This is a genomic window from Enterococcus hermanniensis, from assembly GCF_001885945.1.
GTDB lineage: Bacteria > Bacillota > Bacilli > Lactobacillales > Enterococcaceae > Enterococcus_A > Enterococcus_A hermanniensis.
In genome coordinates, this window is the sequence record NZ_JXKQ01000008.1 from 58,886 (window position 1) to 79,592 (window position 20,707).

At 37.7% G+C, this 20,707-nt stretch carries 21 protein-coding genes; 20 read left to right on the forward strand and 1 reads right to left on the reverse strand.

What is annotated here, in order from left to right; all coding sequences use genetic code 11:
- The first annotated feature begins 88 nt into the window (after window positions 1-88).
- From RV04_RS09725 to RV04_RS09780, 12 genes are all read left to right on the forward strand, one after another.
- Window positions 89-928 (forward strand): transporter substrate-binding domain-containing protein, encoded by an 840-nt coding sequence (locus RV04_RS09725; RefSeq protein ID WP_071858271.1) that lies wholly within the window; start codon window positions 89-91, stop codon window positions 926-928.
- A 12-nt stretch (window positions 929-940) separates the two neighbouring features.
- Window positions 941-1,630 carry an amino acid ABC transporter permease gene (locus RV04_RS09730; RefSeq protein WP_071858272.1) on the forward strand — a complete coding sequence of 230 codons (690 nt, stop codon included), beginning with the start codon at window positions 941-943 and terminating at the stop codon, window positions 1,628-1,630.
- A 16-nt stretch (window positions 1,631-1,646) separates the two neighbouring features.
- The gene (locus RV04_RS09735; protein ID WP_071858273.1) at window positions 1,647-2,381 is read left to right on the forward strand and encodes an amino acid ABC transporter ATP-binding protein; all 735 of its coding nucleotides are present in this window, start codon (window positions 1,647-1,649) and stop codon (window positions 2,379-2,381) included.
- A 126-nt stretch (window positions 2,382-2,507) separates the two neighbouring features.
- Entirely contained in the window at window positions 2,508-3,032 is a 525-nt protein-coding gene (locus RV04_RS09740; RefSeq protein WP_071858274.1) for a YqeG family HAD IIIA-type phosphatase, read from the forward strand.
- Window positions 3,033-4,142, forward strand: a complete 1,110-nt coding sequence (gene yqeH / locus RV04_RS09745) for a ribosome biogenesis GTPase YqeH (RefSeq protein WP_071858275.1) — start codon at window positions 3,033-3,035, stop codon at window positions 4,140-4,142.
- Between the two features lie 106 nt (window positions 4,143-4,248).
- Entirely contained in the window at window positions 4,249-4,560 is a 312-nt protein-coding gene (yhbY, locus tag RV04_RS09750; RefSeq protein ID WP_071858276.1) for a ribosome assembly RNA-binding protein YhbY, read from the forward strand.
- 31 nt (window positions 4,561-4,591) lie between these two features.
- The gene (locus tag RV04_RS09755; protein WP_084405601.1) at window positions 4,592-5,227 is read left to right on the forward strand and encodes a nicotinate-nucleotide adenylyltransferase; all 636 of its coding nucleotides are present in this window, start codon (window positions 4,592-4,594) and stop codon (window positions 5,225-5,227) included.
- On the forward strand, window positions 5,217-5,813 hold the full coding sequence (yqeK, locus tag RV04_RS09760; RefSeq protein WP_071858277.1) for a bis(5'-nucleosyl)-tetraphosphatase (symmetrical) YqeK: 597 nt from the start codon (window positions 5,217-5,219) through the stop codon (window positions 5,811-5,813). The genes RV04_RS09755 and yqeK overlap by 11 nt, the downstream gene beginning before the upstream one ends.
- A 98-nt stretch (window positions 5,814-5,911) precedes the next feature.
- On the forward strand, window positions 5,912-6,268 hold the full coding sequence (gene rsfS, locus RV04_RS09765) for a ribosome silencing factor (protein ID WP_211271194.1): 357 nt from the start codon (window positions 5,912-5,914) through the stop codon (window positions 6,266-6,268).
- On the forward strand, window positions 6,268-6,996 hold the full coding sequence (locus tag RV04_RS09770) for a class I SAM-dependent DNA methyltransferase (protein WP_071858279.1): 729 nt from the start codon (window positions 6,268-6,270) through the stop codon (window positions 6,994-6,996). The genes rsfS and RV04_RS09770 overlap by 1 nt, the downstream gene beginning before the upstream one ends.
- A gap of 48 nt (window positions 6,997-7,044) precedes the next feature.
- A complete protein-coding gene (locus RV04_RS09775) occupies window positions 7,045-8,184 on the forward strand; it encodes a nucleotidyltransferase (protein ID WP_071858280.1) in 1,140 nt (379 codons plus the stop codon).
- 72 nt (window positions 8,185-8,256) lie between these two features.
- Window positions 8,257-8,976 (forward strand): YebC/PmpR family DNA-binding transcriptional regulator, encoded by a 720-nt coding sequence (locus RV04_RS09780; RefSeq protein ID WP_071858281.1) that lies wholly within the window; start codon window positions 8,257-8,259, stop codon window positions 8,974-8,976.
- 46 nt (window positions 8,977-9,022) lie between these two features.
- On the opposite strand, the gene helD is transcribed toward RV04_RS09780, so the two are convergent.
- Window positions 9,023-11,302 (reverse strand): RNA polymerase recycling motor HelD, encoded by a 2,280-nt coding sequence (gene helD, locus RV04_RS09785; RefSeq protein WP_071858282.1) that lies wholly within the window; start codon window positions 11,300-11,302, stop codon window positions 9,023-9,025.
- Window positions 11,303-11,960: 658 nt separating this feature from the next.
- Here helD and RV04_RS09790 point away from each other — a divergent pair.
- From RV04_RS09790 to RV04_RS09825, 8 genes are all read left to right on the forward strand, one after another.
- Window positions 11,961-13,562: an AbgT family transporter gene (locus tag RV04_RS09790; protein ID WP_071858283.1), complete on the forward strand. Its 1,602-nt coding sequence runs from the start codon at window positions 11,961-11,963 to the stop codon at window positions 13,560-13,562.
- A gap of 91 nt (window positions 13,563-13,653) precedes the next feature.
- Window positions 13,654-13,830 carry a 2-hydroxymuconate tautomerase gene (locus tag RV04_RS09795; RefSeq protein ID WP_071858284.1) on the forward strand — a complete coding sequence of 59 codons (177 nt, stop codon included), beginning with the start codon at window positions 13,654-13,656 and terminating at the stop codon, window positions 13,828-13,830.
- Window positions 13,831-14,184: 354 nt separating this feature from the next.
- Window positions 14,185-16,122, forward strand: coding sequence for a threonine--tRNA ligase (gene thrS / locus RV04_RS09800; RefSeq protein ID WP_071858285.1), 1,938 nt, complete (start codon window positions 14,185-14,187; stop codon window positions 16,120-16,122).
- A gap of 357 nt (window positions 16,123-16,479) precedes the next feature.
- Entirely contained in the window at window positions 16,480-18,597 is a 2,118-nt protein-coding gene (locus RV04_RS09805; protein ID WP_071858286.1) for a penicillin-binding transpeptidase domain-containing protein, read from the forward strand.
- A 46-nt stretch (window positions 18,598-18,643) separates the two neighbouring features.
- Window positions 18,644-19,117 carry a glutathione peroxidase gene (locus tag RV04_RS09810; protein ID WP_071858287.1) on the forward strand — a complete coding sequence of 158 codons (474 nt, stop codon included), beginning with the start codon at window positions 18,644-18,646 and terminating at the stop codon, window positions 19,115-19,117.
- 124 nt (window positions 19,118-19,241) lie between these two features.
- Entirely contained in the window at window positions 19,242-19,391 is a 150-nt protein-coding gene (gene rpmG / locus RV04_RS09815; protein WP_010740369.1) for a 50S ribosomal protein L33, read from the forward strand.
- 146 nt (window positions 19,392-19,537) lie between these two features.
- Entirely contained in the window at window positions 19,538-19,963 is a 426-nt protein-coding gene (locus RV04_RS09820) for a hypothetical protein (RefSeq protein WP_071858288.1), read from the forward strand.
- Window positions 19,960-20,691, forward strand: coding sequence for a DUF6681 family protein (locus tag RV04_RS09825; RefSeq protein ID WP_071858289.1), 732 nt, complete (start codon window positions 19,960-19,962; stop codon window positions 20,689-20,691). Before RV04_RS09820 ends, RV04_RS09825 begins: the two co-directional genes overlap by 4 nt.
- Window positions 20,692-20,707: the final 16 nt, after the last annotated feature.

Consider the following 20,707-nt stretch of genomic DNA (forward strand, 5'->3'; position numbering starts at 1 on the left):
TTTATACAGAAAATACTTGTTTTATAAAAAGTTCATGCTATAATAAATTCATCGAAATAAGAAGTTTAATTTTTTAGGGGGAAATAGGATGAAAAAGATTACCGGCTTAGTAATAACTCTAGCAGCATTATTTACCTTAGCAGCATGTGGTGGAAGTAGTAGTAGTAGTACAGACTCGTCATCAAGTGCTAAAACAGAAGATCAATTAGCGGACATCAAGAAGTCAGGTGTATTAAAAGTAGCGACTTCAGCTGACTATGCACCTTTTGAATTTCATACAATGGTTGATGGAAAAGATAAAGTTGTTGGAGCGGACATTGATTTAGTCAACGAAATTGCAAAGCAATTAGGTGTAAAAGCTGAAGTTTCTGATATGAGCTTTAACACAGTGTTAGCATCATTGAATCAAGGAAAATCTGATATTGCGATTTCAGCGATCTCAGCAACCAAAGAACGTAAGGAACAATTTGACTTTACGGACAATTATTACAATCCACCACAAGTAGTGATTATCAACAAGAAGAACAAAGATACATTCACTAGCTTAGATTCATTGAAAGACAAACAAGTGGGGGCCCAAAAAGGTTCAATCCAAGAGGATATCGTAAAAACACAAATCAAAGATGCCAAATTAGTCTCAATCGAAAAAGTACCGAATATGGTCGTTGAAGTAAATAGTGGATCATTAGATGCAATGGTTGTTGAAAAAACAATTGCGGAATCTTATGTGCAACAAAATCCCGATTTAATGGTAGCCAATATCGATTTAGAACCATCTTCTGATGAAGCCTTCGCGATTGCTTTACCAAAAGGCAGCGAAGAATTACAAACTGAATTAAATAAAATCATCAAAAAATTGAATGACGAAGGCAAAATTGATGAATATGTAAAAACAAACCATGAATTAGCCGAAAAATCAGCAGAATAGAGGGACCATGCATTGAATTTTTCATTTTTAGATAAATACCTGTCTTATTTTGTCTCAGGGACCGGGATCACAATCATGATCTCGCTAGTTACGGTCTGCTTAGGAACGTTCATCGGCTTAGTAATGGCGTTATTGAAACTTTCTAAACACAAACCATTGAATTGGTTAGCTAATATTTACATCGAAATTCTTCGTGGAACGCCGATGTTGTTACAAATTATGATCGGATTCTTACTTCTCCAAGGTTTTTTCCCTTCAAAAGATGTCAGTGTCGGTGTATTGACCGTTGACTTAGGACGTCTTTTCCCAGGGATGATCGTCTTGTCATTAAATTCAGGGGCTTATGTTGCTGAAATCATTCGTGGTGGAATCACGGCGGTCAATTATGGTCAATCAGAAGCAGCGCATTCACTAGGCTTACGCCCAGCGCAAACAATGCGTTACGTGATCTTGCCGCAAGCCCTAAGAAATATCTTGCCTCCACTGGGCAATGAATTTATTACGTTGATCAAAGATTCCTCTTTATTGACAGCAATCGGGATCAATGAGTTAATGGGTTCAGCTCAGATCGTTATTTCTAATTCATATATTCCATTAGAGCCATATTTCGTAGCCGCAATTTTGTATTTCATAATGACTTTTGCGACGTCACGTTTGTTGAATCTATGGGAGAAAAAACTTGGAAAAGGATATCAACGATAGGATAGAGGTGGAAATGATGACAGAAGCATTGATTCAAATCGAACATTTAAATAAAAAATTTGGTGACAATGAAGTGTTGAAAGATATTTCTGCTGAAATCACTTCCGGGGAAGTAGTCGTGATCATTGGACCGTCAGGCTCTGGTAAAAGTACTTTCTTACGCTGTGTGAATTTATTGGAAGTACCGACTTCGGGTTCAATCAAATTTGAAGGTACAGATATTACTAACAAAAAGAATGATATTTTTAAAACCCGTGAAAAAATGGGAATGGTTTTCCAACAATTCAATTTATTTCCTAATATGACGGTATTAGACAATATTACGTTATCACCAATTAAAGTCAAAGGACTATCAAAAAAAGAAGCAGAAGTGATTGCAAAAGAATTGCTAGAAAAAGTCGGCTTATCAGAAAAAGCCGATGCGTATCCGCAATCATTATCAGGTGGCCAACAACAACGGATCGCAATTGCTCGTGCATTAGCCATGAAACCAGATGTGATGTTGTTTGATGAGCCCACATCAGCGTTAGATCCAGAAATGGTGGGTGATGTTTTAGCAGTCATGCAACAATTGGCTAAAGAGGGAATGACGATGATGATCGTTACCCATGAAATGGGCTTTGCCAAAGAAGTTGGTGATCGTGTCATCTTCATGGATGGCGGCGTAATCGTTGAAGAAGGTACGCCAGAAGAAGTTTTCGATCACACAAAAAATGCTCGGACAATCGATTTTCTATCGAAAGTATTGTAGAAATAGTAGACTAGGCTGAAAAAGCCTAGTCTTTTTTTTAAACCTTTGGAGTGAAATGTAGAGTTTTCAGAAAAATTGCGTTATAATCAGGTTTTGTAGAAGTATAAAAAAAATTTAGGAGCTGCCATGTTAGACAAATACAAACCAACATGGATGGTCGAGGCCATTTATCAAATAACCCCTGAACAATTAGAAGCGCATGGATTAAAAGCTGTTCTGACTGATCTGGATAATACGTTGATTGCCTGGGACAATCCCAACGGCACAAAAGAATTGATTGATTGGTTAAAAATGATGGATAAAGCTGGGATTCCAGTTGTCGTCGTATCGAATAATAAGGCGAGTCGTGTCGCAAAAGCGATTGAAAGTTTTGAGCTCGATTTTGTTTCGCGTGCAATGAAGCCTTTTTCTGTTGGAATAAAAAGTGCTCAACAAAAGTTGGGTCTATCAAAAAACGAAATCGTGATGATCGGTGATCAAATTATGACAGATGTCCGCGGAGCAAATGCCGCAGGAATCCGAAGTATTTTGGTTCGGCCAATTGTAGATACTGATGGTTGGAATACTCGCATCAATCGTTTCTTTGAACGTCGTATCATGCGTACGTTGCTACGTAAAGATTCTGAAATGAAATGGAAGAGTGGATTATAAATGGAAGAAGAATTATTTTGTATCGGTTGTGGCGCGAAGATCCAAACAGAGCAACCGAAAGAGTTAGGTTATACTCCACAATCAGCTTTAGAAAAAGGGCTAGAAAATGGTGAAGTCTATTGCCAACGTTGTTTCCGATTACGTCACTACAATGAAATCCAAGATGTTTCATTAACGGATGATGATTTTTTACGTTTATTGAACGAATTAGGGAAAGCCGATGCATTGATCGTGAATGTCGTGGATATCTTTGATTTCAACGGTTCATTGATTCCGGGATTGCATCGTTTTGTTGGTGATAACCCCGTGTTATTAGTCGGAAACAAAGTTGATTTATTGCCTAAATCATTAAAACGAGGTCGCTTGACTCAGTGGATGCGCGAACGTGCTCATGAAGAAGGCTTACGCCCAGTCGATATTTTATTGACCAGTGCACGTAAGTCGAATGAAATGACTGATTTACTAGCCAAAATCGAAGAGTATCGTGATGGACGTGATGTCTACGTCGTCGGTGTAACCAATGTTGGTAAATCTACATTGATCAATCAAATCATCAAACAAACTGCAGGAGTGCAAGATTTGATTACGACTTCGCAATTTCCGGGAACAACATTAGATAAAATCGAGATTCCGTTAGATGATGGCCACTATTTATTTGATACGCCAGGGATCATCCACCGTCATCAAATGGCGCATTACCTAGGGAAAAAAGATTTGAAGATTATTGCTCCGCATAAAGAAATCAAACCGAAAGTCTACCAATTGAATGCTGGTCAAACATTATTCTTAGGCGGATTAGCGCGTTTTGATTTTATCCAAGGCGAGCGTGCTTCTTTTGTCGCGTATGTCTCAAATGATATCGAGCCGCATCGGACGAAATTGGAAAAAGCCGATGCGTTTTATGATAAACATAAAGGTGGATTATTGCAGCCACCACGTCCGGATGAAGTATCAGCGTTTCCTGAGTTGGTTCGTTTTGAATATTCGATTAAAGAAAAAACCGACATTGTTTTTGCTGGACTTGGCTGGGTCACTGTTACAACACCAGCTGTTGTAGCTGGCTGGGCACCAAAAGGCGTCGATGTTTTAACACGCAAAGCATTGATCTAAAATAAATAAAAGGACTGATAGTTGATTATCTAGCATCATTTAACTATCTATTGGATGTATGAGACGGTCAGGTAAGAAAACCACCGTTTAAAGAAGGAGACTATTAATGGAATTAAGAGGAAAACAAAAACGTTTCTTGCGAAGCAAAGCACATCATTTACAACCTATTTTTCAAATCGGAAAAAATGGAATCAACGATGCTGTTTTAATTCAAATCGCTGAAGCGTTAGAAAAACGTGAATTGATCAAAATCAATTTACTCCAAAATACCGATGAAATCGCTGATGATGTCGCACAAGTAATCGAAAAAAGTGTTCACTGTGATGTGGTTCAAGTTATCGGTCGCGTGTTGGTTTTATACAAACCGTCAAGCAAAGAAAAGTATCAACGAATTTCAAAAGAAGTAAAAGCGATTTAAGTTCTGAATTTATAAAAAGGAGGAATAACGGTTGTTTCAAGATTGCTTAACAATTCCAAAAGTTGAACCAATAGTAGATACTACTATGCCTAAAAAGCAGATCGGACTACTAGGTGGTAATTTCAATCCAATCCATAATGCGCATTTAATGATTGCCGAACAAGTGGGTCAAAAAATGGGATTTGATGAAGTGCATCTGTTACCAAGTTATCTTCCACCCCATGTGAATGAAAAGCAGACCATCGATAGTCAGCGTCGTCTAGCGATGGTGAAACTAGCGATAGAGGATAATTCATTTTTATCGGTAGACACTAGGGAATTCACACGCAAAGGCAAAAGTTATACGATTGATACAATGCTAGAGATGACAGCTGAAAATCCGGATACAGAATATTATTTCATTATCGGGGGCGATGAGGTGGCCTATCTGCCTAAGTGGCACCGAATCGATGAATTAGTTCAACTCGTAAGCTTTGTCGGTGTGAAACGCGCTGGGTATGAGCTTGAGAGCCCTTATCCGATTATTTGGGTCGACGTTCCTGAGATTCAATTGTCTTCTACTTATATCCGTAAACAAGTCAAACAAGGTTGTTCGATCCGTTATCTTGTTCCAGAACGAGTACGAGAATATATTATGGAAGAAGGATTGTATCTTGATGAATTATAGTGATGAATATACAGCGTTGAAGCGAGAAGCTTTGATGCAAGCTGTTCAAATGCGCATGAGCGAAAAACGGTTCAAACATGTCTTAGGTGTGGAAGAAACCGCCGTAGCATTAGCAGAACGTTTTGGTGCTTCACCAGAAAAAGCGAGTATTGCCGCTTTGACTCATGATTATGCAAAAGAGCGTTCAGATGAAGAGTTTCAACTTGCGATTGAACAAGGAAGCTATTCAAATAAATCTGAGTTATTGAAATATGGTAATGCGATTTGGCATGGCGTGGTCGGCGCAGATTTTGTGGCTCATGAGCTGCAAATTACGGATCAAGAGATTTTGAGTGCGATTCGCTTGCACACCACTGGTGGAGCTGAAATGAGTTTGTTAGACAAAATTATTTATGTAGCAGATTATATCGAACCTGGCAGAAATTTCCCGGGAGTGGAAGATGCACGGGTGATTGCTTTTAGTGATTTGGACCAAGCGGTAGCGTTTGAAACAAAACATACCTTAGCGCACCTGATTGAAAGTGAAACGCCGGTTTATCCTAAAACGATTGAAACTTATAATCGTTGGGTCGTCGGGATTGAATAATTAGTTTTTAAATAAGTCTTATAAATAGTATCGACACTGTACAGTGTTAGCAGAGAAGAATAGAATGAAACATGGTAGTACAATCAAGGAGGAGAATTATCATAGATAGTAAAAAAATGTTGGAAATCGCTGTTAAGGCAGCCGATTCAAAACGAGCAGTAGACGTTGTGGCTTTAGATGTAACACAAGTATCATTATTAGCGGATTATTTTATGATTTGTTCAGCAAATTCAGATCGTCAAATTAATGCGATCGTCGATGAAATCGTTGATAAAGAAGAAGAACATCAAGTAACAGTCAAACGTGTAGAAGGTAAAAATGGCGGAAAATGGGTCTTGATCGATCTTGGCGACGTAATCGTCCATGTGTTCAGTCCTTCAGAACGTGAATTCTATAATCTAGAAAAATTATGGTCTGATGCACCGCTTGAAAATATCGAGGCTTGGATCGACTAATGGCGTATGAAACATTTGCTTTCGTATATGACGAAGTGATGGATGACTCGTTGTATCAACAATGGTTAAACTTTTCGATTCGTCATTTACCCAAGGATACTAATCAGATTTTTGAATTGGCTTGTGGCACGGGAGCTTTAGCTGTAGAGTTTGCTAAAGCCGGGTATGAAGTAACTGGTTTAGATCTATCGGAAGAAATGTTGACCTTAGCTAGTAATCGCGGACTCGAAGAAGAAGTTACGATTAATTGGGTCGCAGGGGATATGTTAGATCTGACTGAATTGGGTCATTATCAAGCAGTAACCTGTTTTTCAGATTCATTGTGCTATATGCAAACACCGGAACAAGTCCAACAAGTCTTCAATGGTGTGTATGAGCTCTTAGAAAAATCAGGAACGTTCATTTTTGATGTTCATTCGACGTATCAAATAGATGAAATTTTTCCAGAGTATAGTTTCCATGAACAAACTGAAGAGTTTGCTTTCTTGTGGGATAGTTATCCGGGAGAAGTTCCGCATAGTATTGAACACTTTTTGACATTTTTTGTTAAACAAGAAAACGAGCGATTTGAACGATTCGATGAATTGCATCAAGAACGGACATATCCATTAGCAATCTATCAAAAAATGTTGGAAGCAGCCGGTTTTGAAACAGAAATTTTTGCTGATTTCACAGATCAAGCACCTAATGAGACAAGTAAACGCTGGTTTTTTGTCTGTAAAAAATAGCCGAGAGCAATCTCGGTTTTTTGTTTATCAATTTTTAGGAGGGGAAATATGCGTAGTTGTGGCATCGTGGTAGAGTACAATCCATTTCATAATGGGCATAAATATCACGCTCAAAAAGCCCGCGAGTTAAGTGGAGCGGATGTTGTTGTTGCAGTAATGAGTGGTAACTTTCTTCAACGAGGAGAACCAGCGATCATTGATAAGTGGTCACGTGCCCAAACGGCTTTAGAAAATGGTGTCGATTTAGTCATAGAACTGCCTTTTGCTTGGGCTGTCCAATCAGCTGATTATTTTGCTAAAGGAAGCATTAAGTTGTTGCAAGCTTTGATGTGCGACGCCTTATGCTTTGGCACCGATGGAAAAGCCGCATTTGATTATGCCGATTATGGACGTTTTTTTATTGAAGAAAAAGCAGCAATCGATCAAATATTTCATGAATTGCCGATTGGATGGAGTTACCCTGAAAAAATGGCTGAAGCCGTATCTAGATTGTATCCACAGGCACAAGCATTTCCGCCAAATCACATCTTAGGATTGAGTTATGCAAAGGAGAATGCCACCTATGAAGGGCCAATGGAAATCTTCCCACTTTTGCGAAAAGATCAAGGGTACCACGATGAAGCTTTGATCAAAGATCAATTTGCTAGTGCAACAGGAATTCGTCAAGCGGTACTTGCAGGTCGAACGGTTTCATCATTCGTACCTTCGCAGACCGCAATAGAATTAGCTAAAACGCAAATATCTTGGGAAGCTTTTTGGCCATATTTAAATTATCAGTTGCGAGCATTACCGATAGACAGAATGCGAAAAATTTATCAAATGGTAGAAGGAATAGAACATCGTTTAGTGGAAACGAATGCGAAAAATTTTGCTGAATATATTGATTTGATTAGCACTAAGCGTTATACAAAACCACGATTACAGCGCTTATTGGCTTATTTATTGTTACAAGTCAGTCCGTTAGAAATACAGACTGAACAAGAACAAACGATGTTACATATCTTAGGATTTACTGAAAAAGGCCAACACTACTTAAATCAGAAGAAAAAGCAATTTACGCTACCTGTGGCTGCTAAAATAGGTCAGAAAGAAAAAGAAAAGCATTTTCTAACCTATCGTGCGGATCAAATCTACCAATTGATTCATCCGAGTGAGCAAACAATCGGACGATTTCCGATTCGGGTATAAAAAATACTTTGCAAAGTTTGTCGGAGTCGTTATAATGAGAAAGTATGAAATTAACGAAAGAGAAGTGAAAACATGGGACGTAAATGGGCAAATATCGTAGCTAAGAAGACTGCGAAAGATGCAAACAATAGTAAAATTTACGCTAAATTTGGGATTGAGATTTATGCAGCGGCAAAATCAGGAGAACCAGATCCGCATGCGAATCAAAAGTTACGTTTCGTTATTGAACGTGCTAAAACGTATAATGTTCCAAAACATATCATTGATCGTGCAATCGAAAAAGCCAAAGGTTCTGGCGATGAAACATTCCAAGAATTACGTTATGAAGGTTTCGGACCAAATGGTTCAATGGTCATCGTGGATGCTTTGACAAATAATGTAAACCGCACGGCTTCAGATGTTCGGGCTGCATTTGGTAAAAACGGTGGGAACATGGGTGTCTCTGGTGCAGTTGCTTATATGTTCGACCATACAGCTTTGTTTGGTTTTGCGGGTGAAGATGCCGATGAAATCTTAGAATATTTGATGGATCAAGATATTGATGTTCGTGATATTGTAGAAGAAGATGGACAAATCATCGTCTACGGTGAACCGGAAGATTTTAATGCGATCCAAGAAGCACTTAAAGCAAAAGGAATCACAGAATTCTCTGTTGCTGAAATGCAAATGATTCCACAAAACGAAATCACTTTAACCGGTGAAGATCTAGAAAAATTTGAAAAAATGATTGACGTGTTAGATGAATTAGAAGATGTACAACAAATTTATCATAACGTTGAATTAGACGACTAATAATCATCAAAAAAGACCAGCCAATAAACTATTGGCTGGTCTTTTTTTAGACTGTTTTTGTTTGATAGAGTGTTTCGGGAATCGTCTCTAATAGTGGGCTTTGTTTTCCAATCACTAATAGATTCAGTTCATGCATGGCCCGCGTACAGACAGTATAAAGAATCAATTTATCTTGCTCAGTATAGTAATTTTCTGGTGAAATATTCCAGGCAAAGACGCGGTCGAATTCTAGTCCTTTGGCTAAATAAGTTGGAATGATGATCAAATTCTTTTTCATGAAGTCTTCTTCATCGGTCAACAACTGGACTTGTTCTTTTTGTTCGATAGACAATTGATCATATAATGCCTGGCATTCTTCAACCGTTTTAGCAATAATCGCTGTTCGCCAGTAACGAGCGGCTTCTTTGGTTTCATCGATCTCATGAATCAAGCCATCGATCATTTGCCGGGTATCATTCGTATAATAAATACTTGGCAAGTCACCAACTCGTGCCGTTAACTCAACTCGGTTTTCTTGGGTCAAGAATTGGTTGGCAAAGTTTGTGATTTCTTCAGTTGAACGGTAGCTAGTAGTCAATTCAAAATGCGTCAAGGATTCGTCTGGGAAAATTTGTGCTAGAGAATGGACCATGCTTTCGTTACCAAAGACTTTTTGATTCAAGTCTCCACATAAAGTGTAGGTTGCTTTTGGATAAAGCTGTTTCAATAAAGCAACTTGGGCGGGTGAAAAGTCTTGCATCTCATCGATGAAAATAAAACGGGCTTTTTGCTGAACATCCATTGGATGGATTGATTTCATCAATAGGAATAAAAGCGTTCCGTCTTCTAAACTAAGATCTTTTTGTTTGAAATCTGTTAAGAGCTCTTCTAACATCGCTGCCCAGTTTTCTTCTGTCAATTGATAATGTGTTAATAGACTAGTTGGTACATTTTGTAAAAAGTGAAGGTATTGTTTTGCATAATTAACAAAGCCAAATCGATTGATTTGCCGACGTAAAGGACGCATTTTTTTGCGTACGACTTTTTGAGTCATTTGACGGCGCAATCGTCTTTCGGCTTTTTCAGAATCTTCCATATCAGGATTGTTAACGAAAACAGCATCAACCAATTCATCTGCAGCTTTCTTTGCCCAATCTTTTTTCATTTCATCTTTTTCCAAGCCACCGAGTTTTTTCAATAGTTTTGTTTGTAGTAATTGCATCCGTTGATACATCGGTAATTCTGGATTCGCTTCTTGATACCAATTCCGAATTTGTTTTTTTGAGATTAATACTTGGTCTTTCAATTTTAAGTCACGAAATAGGGGACCAAATCCGGTGATTCGTTCGATATATTTATGCAATTCTTGAACAATCAAAAAACTACTTTTTGCCCTAAGGACACGATCATCCTGGCCAGATAGAAAGACTTCTTCATGACTTTCTTCTGTATGAATCTGATAAGCTGGCAATAATGCGTCTAAGAAAGTTTTAAAGGTTTCAGTCGGGATGCCACTCTCACCAAGGGAAGGTAAGACAGTAGAGATATAATCAGAAAAAATATGGTTAGGAGAAAACAGCAGTACTTGGTCATTTTCCAACCATTTTCGATTGTGATACAAAAGATAAGCAACACGTTGTAAAAGAGCAGAGGTCTTTCCGCTACCAGCGATGCCTTCGACGACCAAAACTTTACTTCTGGTATCACGGATAATTTCATTTTGCGAACGTTGGATCGTAGCTACGATATTTTTCATATGATTAGAAGAGGCTTCATCTAAAATTTCTAATAAGAAATCGTCGTTGATCGCTTCGGAGGTGTCGACCATTGAAAGGATATTGCCTTCACGAATTTTAAATTGACGCTTCAATAATAATTCGATTGGAATGATCGCATCATGGGCTTCATAAGATGTCTGACCTAAAGTTCCTTCATAATAGAGATTGGCGATTGGTGCACGCCAGTCGATCACAATTGTTTCTTCTTGGGTATCGCGTAAAGAAGCAATCCCTAAATAAAGTGTTTCCGCTTCTTGATCTTCTTTGAAATCAATCCGTGCAAAGTAGGGATTTTCTTCCATTAAGCGTAATACTTTTTGGCGCTTTTCCTGAGATGCTAGTGTTTGATAGCGCATCAATAATTCGGTTTCGTGTTGGCGAGTTTCCGCCATTGTATCAGCTAACGCTTCAAAAGAACCTGCTTGAATTTTTTGTTCAGCATTTTCCCGCATATTGGTATCGAATTTTGATTTTGTTTCTTGTTTTTGACGATCCAAAAAAGTAAGTTCCTGTTGGATCAAAGCGCTTGTCTGTTGGACGTGCTCTTGTTCATACTCTCTTGCGTTCATTGAGCATCCTCCTTTTTCTACCATTCATTGTTTTTAACAGCATAATAGTATAGCACACAAGCATGGTTAGAAGCAAAAAGATGGAATTATCAAATTTGACAAGATAAGTAAATATTCATAAAAATAAATAAATTCAACAATGAAACAGAAAGATGAATACGATAATTTTATAGCAGCTTTTAAAATAACATCAAAATAAAAACGAGGTATTTGTGGAGAAAGGGGCGTGATTGATTTAAATGTTGATTTAACAGCATTTTAGTTGGGATGGTCATAAGTGGTATTTAGCTCAGGTCTATGCCAATCTACGATATACATTGTTATTTATAGAATTTTAAAATTATTATAAAAAATCTAATGAATTCATTTTATTTTAATTTAAATTAATAATTATTAGTTATGAGATTATTTATGTTCATAATAAACCGCGACTAAATCAATGTTTATCAGTATTTTCAGAATTTTTAAACATTGAATTTATTAAAAAAAATTTAAAAATAATGTTGACACTGGTAGTTAATGTTGTTATTTTGGATATATAAGTAAGTGTTTTCATTAGTGTTATTTAAAAACACTTAGATTAGTTGTTTGATAGATGTCAAGGGCCCGGCAAAAAAACAACGGATCAAAATCATTTTTTTATAGGAGGACTATTAAAATGGATCAGAAGCTAGACTTAGAACGAGAGAAACCAGGTGCTAAGCCGCATACGCGAATTGATAAGATGCTAAATACGATTGAACGAATCGGGAACAAGGTTCCGCATCCTTCAATTATTTTTCTTATTTTAATTTTGTTGGTTGTTGTTTTGTCACATATTTTTGCGTCAATTGGGGCTCAAGCGACATTTGAAACGTTGAATGCTGAAACGAATAAAGCGGAAATGACTACGATGGCAGTTGAAAGTTTATTGAGTGCTGAAGGTATTCGCTTTATGTTTACGTCGACAGTTGCCAATTTCATGAGTTTTAATGCCTTGGGTGTGACGTTAGTCGCGATGGTTGGAGTTGGGTTTGCTGAGGAGGTTGGTTTGATCAGTGCGCTGATCCATAAATTGGTCAAAGTCGTTCCTAAAGCAATGATGACTAGTGTTCTTGTATTTATTGGGGTCCTTTCAAGCGTTGCTTCAGATGCAGGCTATCTAGTATTGATTCCTTTAGGGGCAGCTGTTTTCTATAAAGTTGGTCGTCATCCGATTGCAGGATTATCAGCGGCCTTTGCCGGAGTATCAGCTGGGTTTGGTGTAAATATCATTATCACGCCGATCGATGGGATGTTGACGGAGATTTTAAATGAAGCAGTCCATACTGTAAATCCTACCTATACGGTTGATTTAGTTTCAAATATGTTTTTCTCGATTGTTTCAACTGTCCTAGTAGTTATTGTTTCAACTGTCCTAGTAGTTATTGTTTGTACGTTAGTAAATGAAAAAATTATTGAACCTCGTTTGGGGGAATACAAGTCGGATAAAGATCTTTTCCCTGAAGAAGACGATGCGAATGAATCAAAAGGCTTACGTTGGGCCTTAATTGGATTGTTAGGTTTGACAGCGATCATCATGATGGTGACATTACCAAGTGGTGCGCCATTACGACATGCAGAAACAGGAAAAATCATTGGATCGACGCCATTTATGGATAGTTTGATTACTATTATTATGTTAGTGGCCTTAATCCCGTCGATTTTCTACGGTCGGGCAATGGGAAAAATCAAATCAAGTTTAGATGTCGTAACACCGATCATCAAAGTATTTGCTAACTTGAGCGGAATGATTTTCTTGCTATTGATCATCAGTCAATTTATTGCATACTTTAATTTTACTAACTTAGGAACAGTGTTGGCAGTAAATGCGGCAGATTTTATCGAAGGCTTACAAATGAGCGGTTTAGCATTGTTGCTATGCTTCATTTTGCTAATTGCGGGACTGGATATTATTCTAGTTGGAGCAGTACCAAAATTTGCGATTTTGACACCGATTTTTGTTCCATTATTGTATCAGTTGGGAATCGCACCCGAAGCAGTCTTAGCAGCGTATCGTGTAGCGGATTCTCCAATGAATGTCATCACTCCCCTGATGCCGTATTTTGCGCTAATCGTAACTTTTGCTGCGAAGTATGACAAAAAGACAGGTGTGGGAAGTATCATTGCGTTGATGCTGCCGCATACGATTGTTTTATTTGTGACTTGGATTCTGCTATTTATTGCTTTTTATGTCTTTAAATTACCGTTAGGCCCTGGAGTGGGAATATATTTATCATAATAGTTAAAATAGCTAAATAACAAATGGTTCTTTTACCTTCATTTGTGATAAAATTAAGAGAATTAAATTTAAGATCAAGGGAGCGATTGATATGCCATTTGTTCATATTGAATTACTTGAAGGAAGAACAGAAGAACAGCTAACAGAAATGGTCAAAGAAGTGACTGAAGCTGTATCTAAAACAGCAGGTGCACCTAAAGAAAATATCCACGTAATTATTAATGAAATGCAAAAAGGAAAATATGCTCAAGGTGGAAAGTGGAGATAATATTTAATATTATACTTGCTTTTTAAATTGATCCATGTTTATAATGAATTTGTAATTGATCGATGAAGAAAGACACCTGAACTTGAAAGCTATTTAAAAGAGAGGAAGAGCATGGCTGAAACTTTTCCAGATGAGCGCAAGGGATGACCACTTTCTGAAGGACTCTTGTTAAATGCAAGAGCGGACAGCGCCGTTATCGCTTGTGAGGAGCACGATCGTTGCTCAAAGATTAGGTGGAACCACGTTTATTCGTCCTAGTACCGTCAGGGTACTAGGACTTTTTTTATACTTAATTTTTGAGGAATAGTGAAGCTTTCTTATTATCGATCAAAAATCATAAGGGGGAACTACAGGATGGTAAAAATTTCATTTCCAGATGGATCAACAAAAGAATTTGATAAAGGCATTACTGGGTTAGAAATCGCCAAAAGTATTTCTAGTTCATTAGCAAAAAAAGCATTAGCTGTCGTAGTAAATGGTCAATTAGAAGATTTAAATCGTGCAATCGATGAAGATGCGGAATTGAAAATTGTGACCGATAAAGATGAGGAAGCATTACCACTTGTTCGTCATTCAAGTGCGCACTTGATGGCGCAAGCGATCCGCCGTTTATTCCCAAATATGCATTTTGGTGTAGGACCAGCGATCGATTCTGGTTTCTATTATGATACTGATAATGGGGAAGACCAATTAAGTGAAGAAGATTTCCCAGCAATCGAAAAAGAAATGAAAAAAATCATCAAAGAAAACTTACCAATCGAACGTAAAGTGATGAGCCGTCAAGAAGCGTTAGATTTCTTCAGCTATGACCCTTATAAAGTGGAGCTGATCAGTGATCTTCCTGAAGATGAAGTTATCACAGCGTATACACAAGGTGAATTCACTGACTTATGTCGTGGACCACATGTTCCTTCAACAGGAAAAATCAAAATCGTTAAATTATTATCTGTAGCAGGTGCTTACTGGCGCGGAAATTCAGACAATAAAATGATGCAACGTATTTATGGAACGGCCTTCTTCAACCAAGCAGATTTAGATCATTTCTTGAAAATGCGTGAAGAAGCAAAAGAACGCGATCATCGCAAACTAGGCAAAGAATTAGACCTATTCATGATTTCACAAGAAGTTGGTTCAGGTTTACCATTCTGGTTACCAAAAGGTGCTACAATTCGTCGTACGATTGAACGTTACATCGTGGATAAAGAAATCTCAATGGGGTATGAACATGTATATACTCCAGTATTAGCCGATACAACTTTATACAAAACTTCAGGTCACTGGGATCATTACAAAGAAGATATGTTCCCAATCATGGATATGGGTGATGGTGAAGAATCATTAGTATTACGCCCAATGAACTGTCCACACCACATGATGATCTATAAAAACCATATTCACTCATACCGTGAATTACCAATTCGTTTAGCGGAACTTGGAATGGATCACCGTTATGAAAAATCTGGTGCCTTATCTGGTTTGCAACGTGTTCGTGAAATGACAATGAACGATGCCCATATCTTTGTTCGTCCGGATCAAATCAAAGACGAATTCCGTCGTACGTTAGATTTGATCTTAGAAGTATACAAAGACTTTGGCTTTGAAGATTACCGATTCCGTTTAAGCTATCGTGATCCAGAAAATACAGAAAAATACTTCGATGACGATGAAATGTGGGAAACGTCTCAAGGTCTATTAAAAGAAGTAATGGATGAATCTGGTTTTGATTACTTTGAAGCAGATGGCGAAGCAGCCTTCTATGGTCCTAAACTTGACGTGCAAGTATTAACAGCTATAGGAACAGAAGAAACATTGTCAACGATCCAATTTGACTTCTTGTTACCAGAACGTTTTGACTTAACGTACGTTGGTGAAGATGGTAAAGAACATCGCCCAGTCGTTGTTCACCGTAGTGTAGTTTCAACAATGGAACGTTTCACTGCTTACTTGATTGAACAATACAAAGGGGCATTCCCAACATGGTTAGCACCAGAACAAGTAGCGATCTTACCAGTCTCGCCTGAACATCATGGGGATTACGCGTATGAAGTGAAAGATCGTTTAGTTCGTGAAGGTGTTCGTGTGGAAGTTGATGACCGTAATGAAAAATTAGGCTATAAGATTCGTCAAGCCCAAACACAAAAAGTGCCGTATCTATTGGTTATCGGAGACAAAGAAGTCGAAAGTGCTTCTGTTAATGTTCGTCGCTATGGTAGCGAATATCAAGAAGCACAAGATTTGAACATGTTTATCGAAGCAATCAAAGATGATATTGCGAACATGAGCCGCCATTAAAAATAAAACCGGTGAGTTTTCTCACCGGTTTTTTGTTTGTATTAAGCTTGTGGAAAAGAATATATAAACAACGCGTTCACCAAAGTATTTTGACTGCAGTGTTTTTCCACAGAAATTTTATAGTTGAAATGTTTCACGATAAATGAGGATTATTTTAATCACGAAACGAGATTTTAAAGGATAAAATTTCGTCAACTAAATTTTTTATCATGAAACTGTGAAACATTGATGCAGACAAAACGGGTTTAAATTATTAAAATGTTTAAACTATGGTAAAGGAACTAAGAATAATCCTTTTGAAAAATTCTTTTTTCGGCTACAATAAAAAAAGAACTGTTGAACGGAAGGAACAGATGAATGAAACCAACGAATCCATTAAAGAAATTTTTTGATCATTTAAAAAAAGCGGACGAATCTGGCCGCAGCAAAAGTAAGAGCCATGTGCCATTTCGGCTAAATATCTTATTCTTCGTCATCTTCGCGTTATTTGTCATTTTAGTCTCACGTTTGGGCTATTTGCAGATCGTGGAGGGCGACAAAATGAAGGCACAAATGAAGGCATCTACTACGATCACCGTAAAAGAAAATGCACCACGAGGCGTTATCTATGATGCGAAAGGAACCGCATTGGTCAATAATGCTGCCAATCCAGCAATTACTTTTACGCGGGGAAATTCAATGGAGGCCAAAGATATTCTTAAATTGGCTGAAAAGTTGAATAAACTGATCGATGTGCCAGCAGATGACACGTTAACTACCCGCGATAAAAAAGATTTTTGGTTAGCAGATGCAGATCATTTGAAAGAAGCAGAAGATCGTTTATCGTTTAAAGAAAAGAATCTCGATACATCAGATGAATATCAAAAATTAGTTGATAAAGTCAAAGACAGTGAAATCCAATTCAGCGATGAGCAATTAAAAATCGCGACGATCTTTAAACGCATGAATAGTGCTTCAGCATTAAGCACCGTTTTTGTTAAAAATGAAAATGTTACGGATGAAGAATTGGCTGTCGTGGCTGAACGTGCAGCAGATTTACCAGGTGTTTCCACCGGAACTGATTGGGATCGTTCATACAATGATAATTTAGACGGTTCACTAAGAAGTATTTTAGGCTCGATCACGACGGAAAAAGAAGGATTGCCGGCTGAAGAAGCAGCAGCTTATCTAAAAAAAGGCTATGCCAGCAACGATCGTGTCGGAAAAAGTTATTTAGAAAAACAATATGAAGATGTTTTGCAAGGGAAAAAGGGCGAATATAAAGTCACTTTGAACCAGCAAGGGAATATCGAAAAACAAACCGAAGTTAAAAAAGGCGAAAAAGGCTCGAACGTTGTTCTAACGATCAATGCAGAATTTCAACAAAAAGTAGAAGATATTTTACGAACACATTATCAAAAAATGGTCGATAGTGGCGTAGCTAAATATTCACCAGGTGCTTATGTAGTCGCAATGAATCCGAATGATGGAGAAGTTTATGCGATGGCCGGCTTCAGCCACGATACCAATAGTAAAACATTAACTGAAAATGCACTCGGAACAATCACCAATGCTTTTGTACCAGGTTCGGTTGTCAAAGGTGGGACGGTTACTGCGGGGTATCAAACAGGTGTTATTACCGGGAATGATACATTGATTGATCAGCCAATTAAATTAGCGGGAACGTCGCTTAAAGGCTCAATCTATAATCAGGTTCTAGGAAATCAGATTCCTTTAAATACAGTCAAAGCGTTAGAGTGGTCATCCAATGCCTATATGATGCAATTGGTATTACGGATGCTAGGTGTTACTTACCAACAGAATATGAGCTTGCCAGACAGTGCGTCGACGAAAGAAAGTTATGATAAATTACGTAACGCTTTTGCTGAGTACGGGATGGGTGTAAGTACAGGGATTGATTTGCCAAATGAATCAACCGGGATTAAGAATACTAATTTTGGTGAAGAAAATGGACCTGGTGGCGGTAACTTACTCGATTTATCATTTGGGCAATATGATACGTACACACCGATGCAGTTAGCCCAGTATGCGGCAACGGTAGCAAATGGTGGAACACGGATCTCCCCACATGTAGTCAAAGGTATTTATGGAAATAATGATAGTGGTGGATTAGGCAGTCTGGAAAAAGAAGTCACGGGTAAGAAACTAAACCAAGTAAAAATTACTTCAGATCAGATGGGTATCATTAAAGAAGGTTTCTATCAAGCAGTTCACGGAACTGATGGAAATACGACTGCTCGTGATCTTGCTTCAGCAAAACTAGATCCTGCAGCTAAGACCGGTACCGCCGAAACAGTGGCCGAAAATGGAGCAAGTACGATCAATAGTAATATCGTGGCCTATGCCCCGTATGATAAACCACAAATTGCTATCAGTGTGATGCTTCCTAACTTGGATGAAGCACATGATAGTGAAAATAAAGCAATTGCAAAAGAGATAATTGATGCATTTGCTGACACATATGGCGTACAATAAAACTAGGGAGCTTTTGCTCCTTAGTTTTTTTTGAGGAGTGGAATCAATGACAGTATATGATTTTAAAGTAAAAACAACCGATGGCAGTGAAAAGGCATTAGCAGAGTATAAGGGTCAGGTTCTTTTGATCGTTAATACCGCGACTGGGTGTGGATTTACCCCTCAGTATGAAGGGCTACAAAATTTGTATGAACAATATCAAGCACAAGGATTTGAAGTATTAGATTTTCCATGTAATCAATTTGGACATCAAGCGCCTGGCTCGAATGAAGAAGTCGCAGATTTTTGTCAGTTGAAATATCATACAACATTTCAAACATTTGCTAAAATCGATGTGAATGGTGAAAATGAAGATCCGTTATACAGTTATTTGAAGAGCGCGCAAGGTGGATTACTTAACAAAGCGGTCAAATGGAATTTTACAAAATTCCTAGTTGATCGTGAAGGAAACGTCATCAAGCGCTATGCATCGCAAACAAAACCAGAAGAGATCGCTAAAGACATTGAAGCTCAATTGTAAAATCGTCAAGTAAATTTACTTAACAAATTTTGCAAAAAAGCTAGTCAACAAGAAAAAAACATGATATGATATCAAAGTCTGAGAAATATCTTGGAAAAACCGTTATTACTAGGGAGGGAAAATCATGCGCGTAAACATCACTTTAGAATGTACTTCTTGTAAAGAACGTAACTACCTAACAAACAAAAACAAACGTAACAACCCAGATCGTTTGGAAAAAATGAAATATTGCCCACGCGAACGTAAAGTTACTTTGCATAAAGAAGTAAAATAATTACATTAAAAAGCCAGCGTCCGTTCGCGGACGCTGGCTTTTTTTTAAAACTACATAAAATCTTCACATATTCCTAAGCAAAAGATAAGTTTCAAATGGTACAACTATCAGTATAATAAATCATCTATTCAGAAAGGAAGAATTCGATGCGTAAAGTTCCACCAATTTTAAAGCCGATCGCATTACTGACGGTATCGATTTTGATTGCGACTACTACTAGTGTATTCAATCATTCGAGTTATCGTAGTACTACAACACCAAGTACCACGGTCGAAACAGTTACAACAAAAACCAGCGATTCTTCTCAACCTTCCGATAGCTTTTCAAGTGAAAATGAGACGACCGCTTCCTCAAATACAATAAGTGAGGAACCTTCTACGAGTGAAGTTGTTACTAGTGATGACAATGATGCTGAGAATCGTGCGGTCAGCACAGTAGAAAGTTCTGTAGATTCAGATACATCATCTAGTGAAGGATCAACATCGACAGAAGAATCGCAATCCGTAGCTACGCAACAACAACCTACAAATGGGGCAGCAGCGACAGAAACAGAAACAGGTGATAGCCAATGACATTGTTATTAGATATTATTAATGGGTTAAATAAATTTTTAGGGTTCTTAGATATCAGTCCTAAATATCTGAATCGAGCTTATACAATATTAAGCATTTTACCGACACTTTACGTTTTACGCATTGTTTATGGCCTATGGGACAATCAAAACTATCTTCAATTTTTCTTATATAGTTTAGTCTTTTTAGCTCTAATCTATTTTTCGGTATTAAATTTTTTCTATTACTTTTTAGATAAAAACTTAAAAATAGATATCACACAATTGTTTGTTAAATATTTGCCGGATGATGCATTCAATATTCAAAGTGAACAGACAAAACAAAATAAAAAGTTATTTGAACATGCGAAAGAAGTTGCGGTAGATTTTGATGAAGATTATCAATTGAGGTTGGTTGAAAACATCCAATCATTGGTTGATAAGCGAGAAATACTTACCAATGATTTGACTAAGCATGAGGGATTTTTGATCGAAGAAAACACACTATATCCTTATTACTATGTTAAACAAGTAGATGATCAAACGTATCAGCTGCAGATTGGAAAAAGTTATCGAGAATTAGAAACCGTCGGAGTGATTCGCCAAGTAGAACCGTTAAATCCCATTGGTTTATTTATTGTTGGTGGAGATTTTGTTAAACAGGGGATTCGTTATCATGAACCTTATCAACTAAAATTTTTAGCGAAAACCACGGAACCCGTTACCCGAAGCCGTCGAAGTAAAAAATAAAAGTCGTCTGACTAGA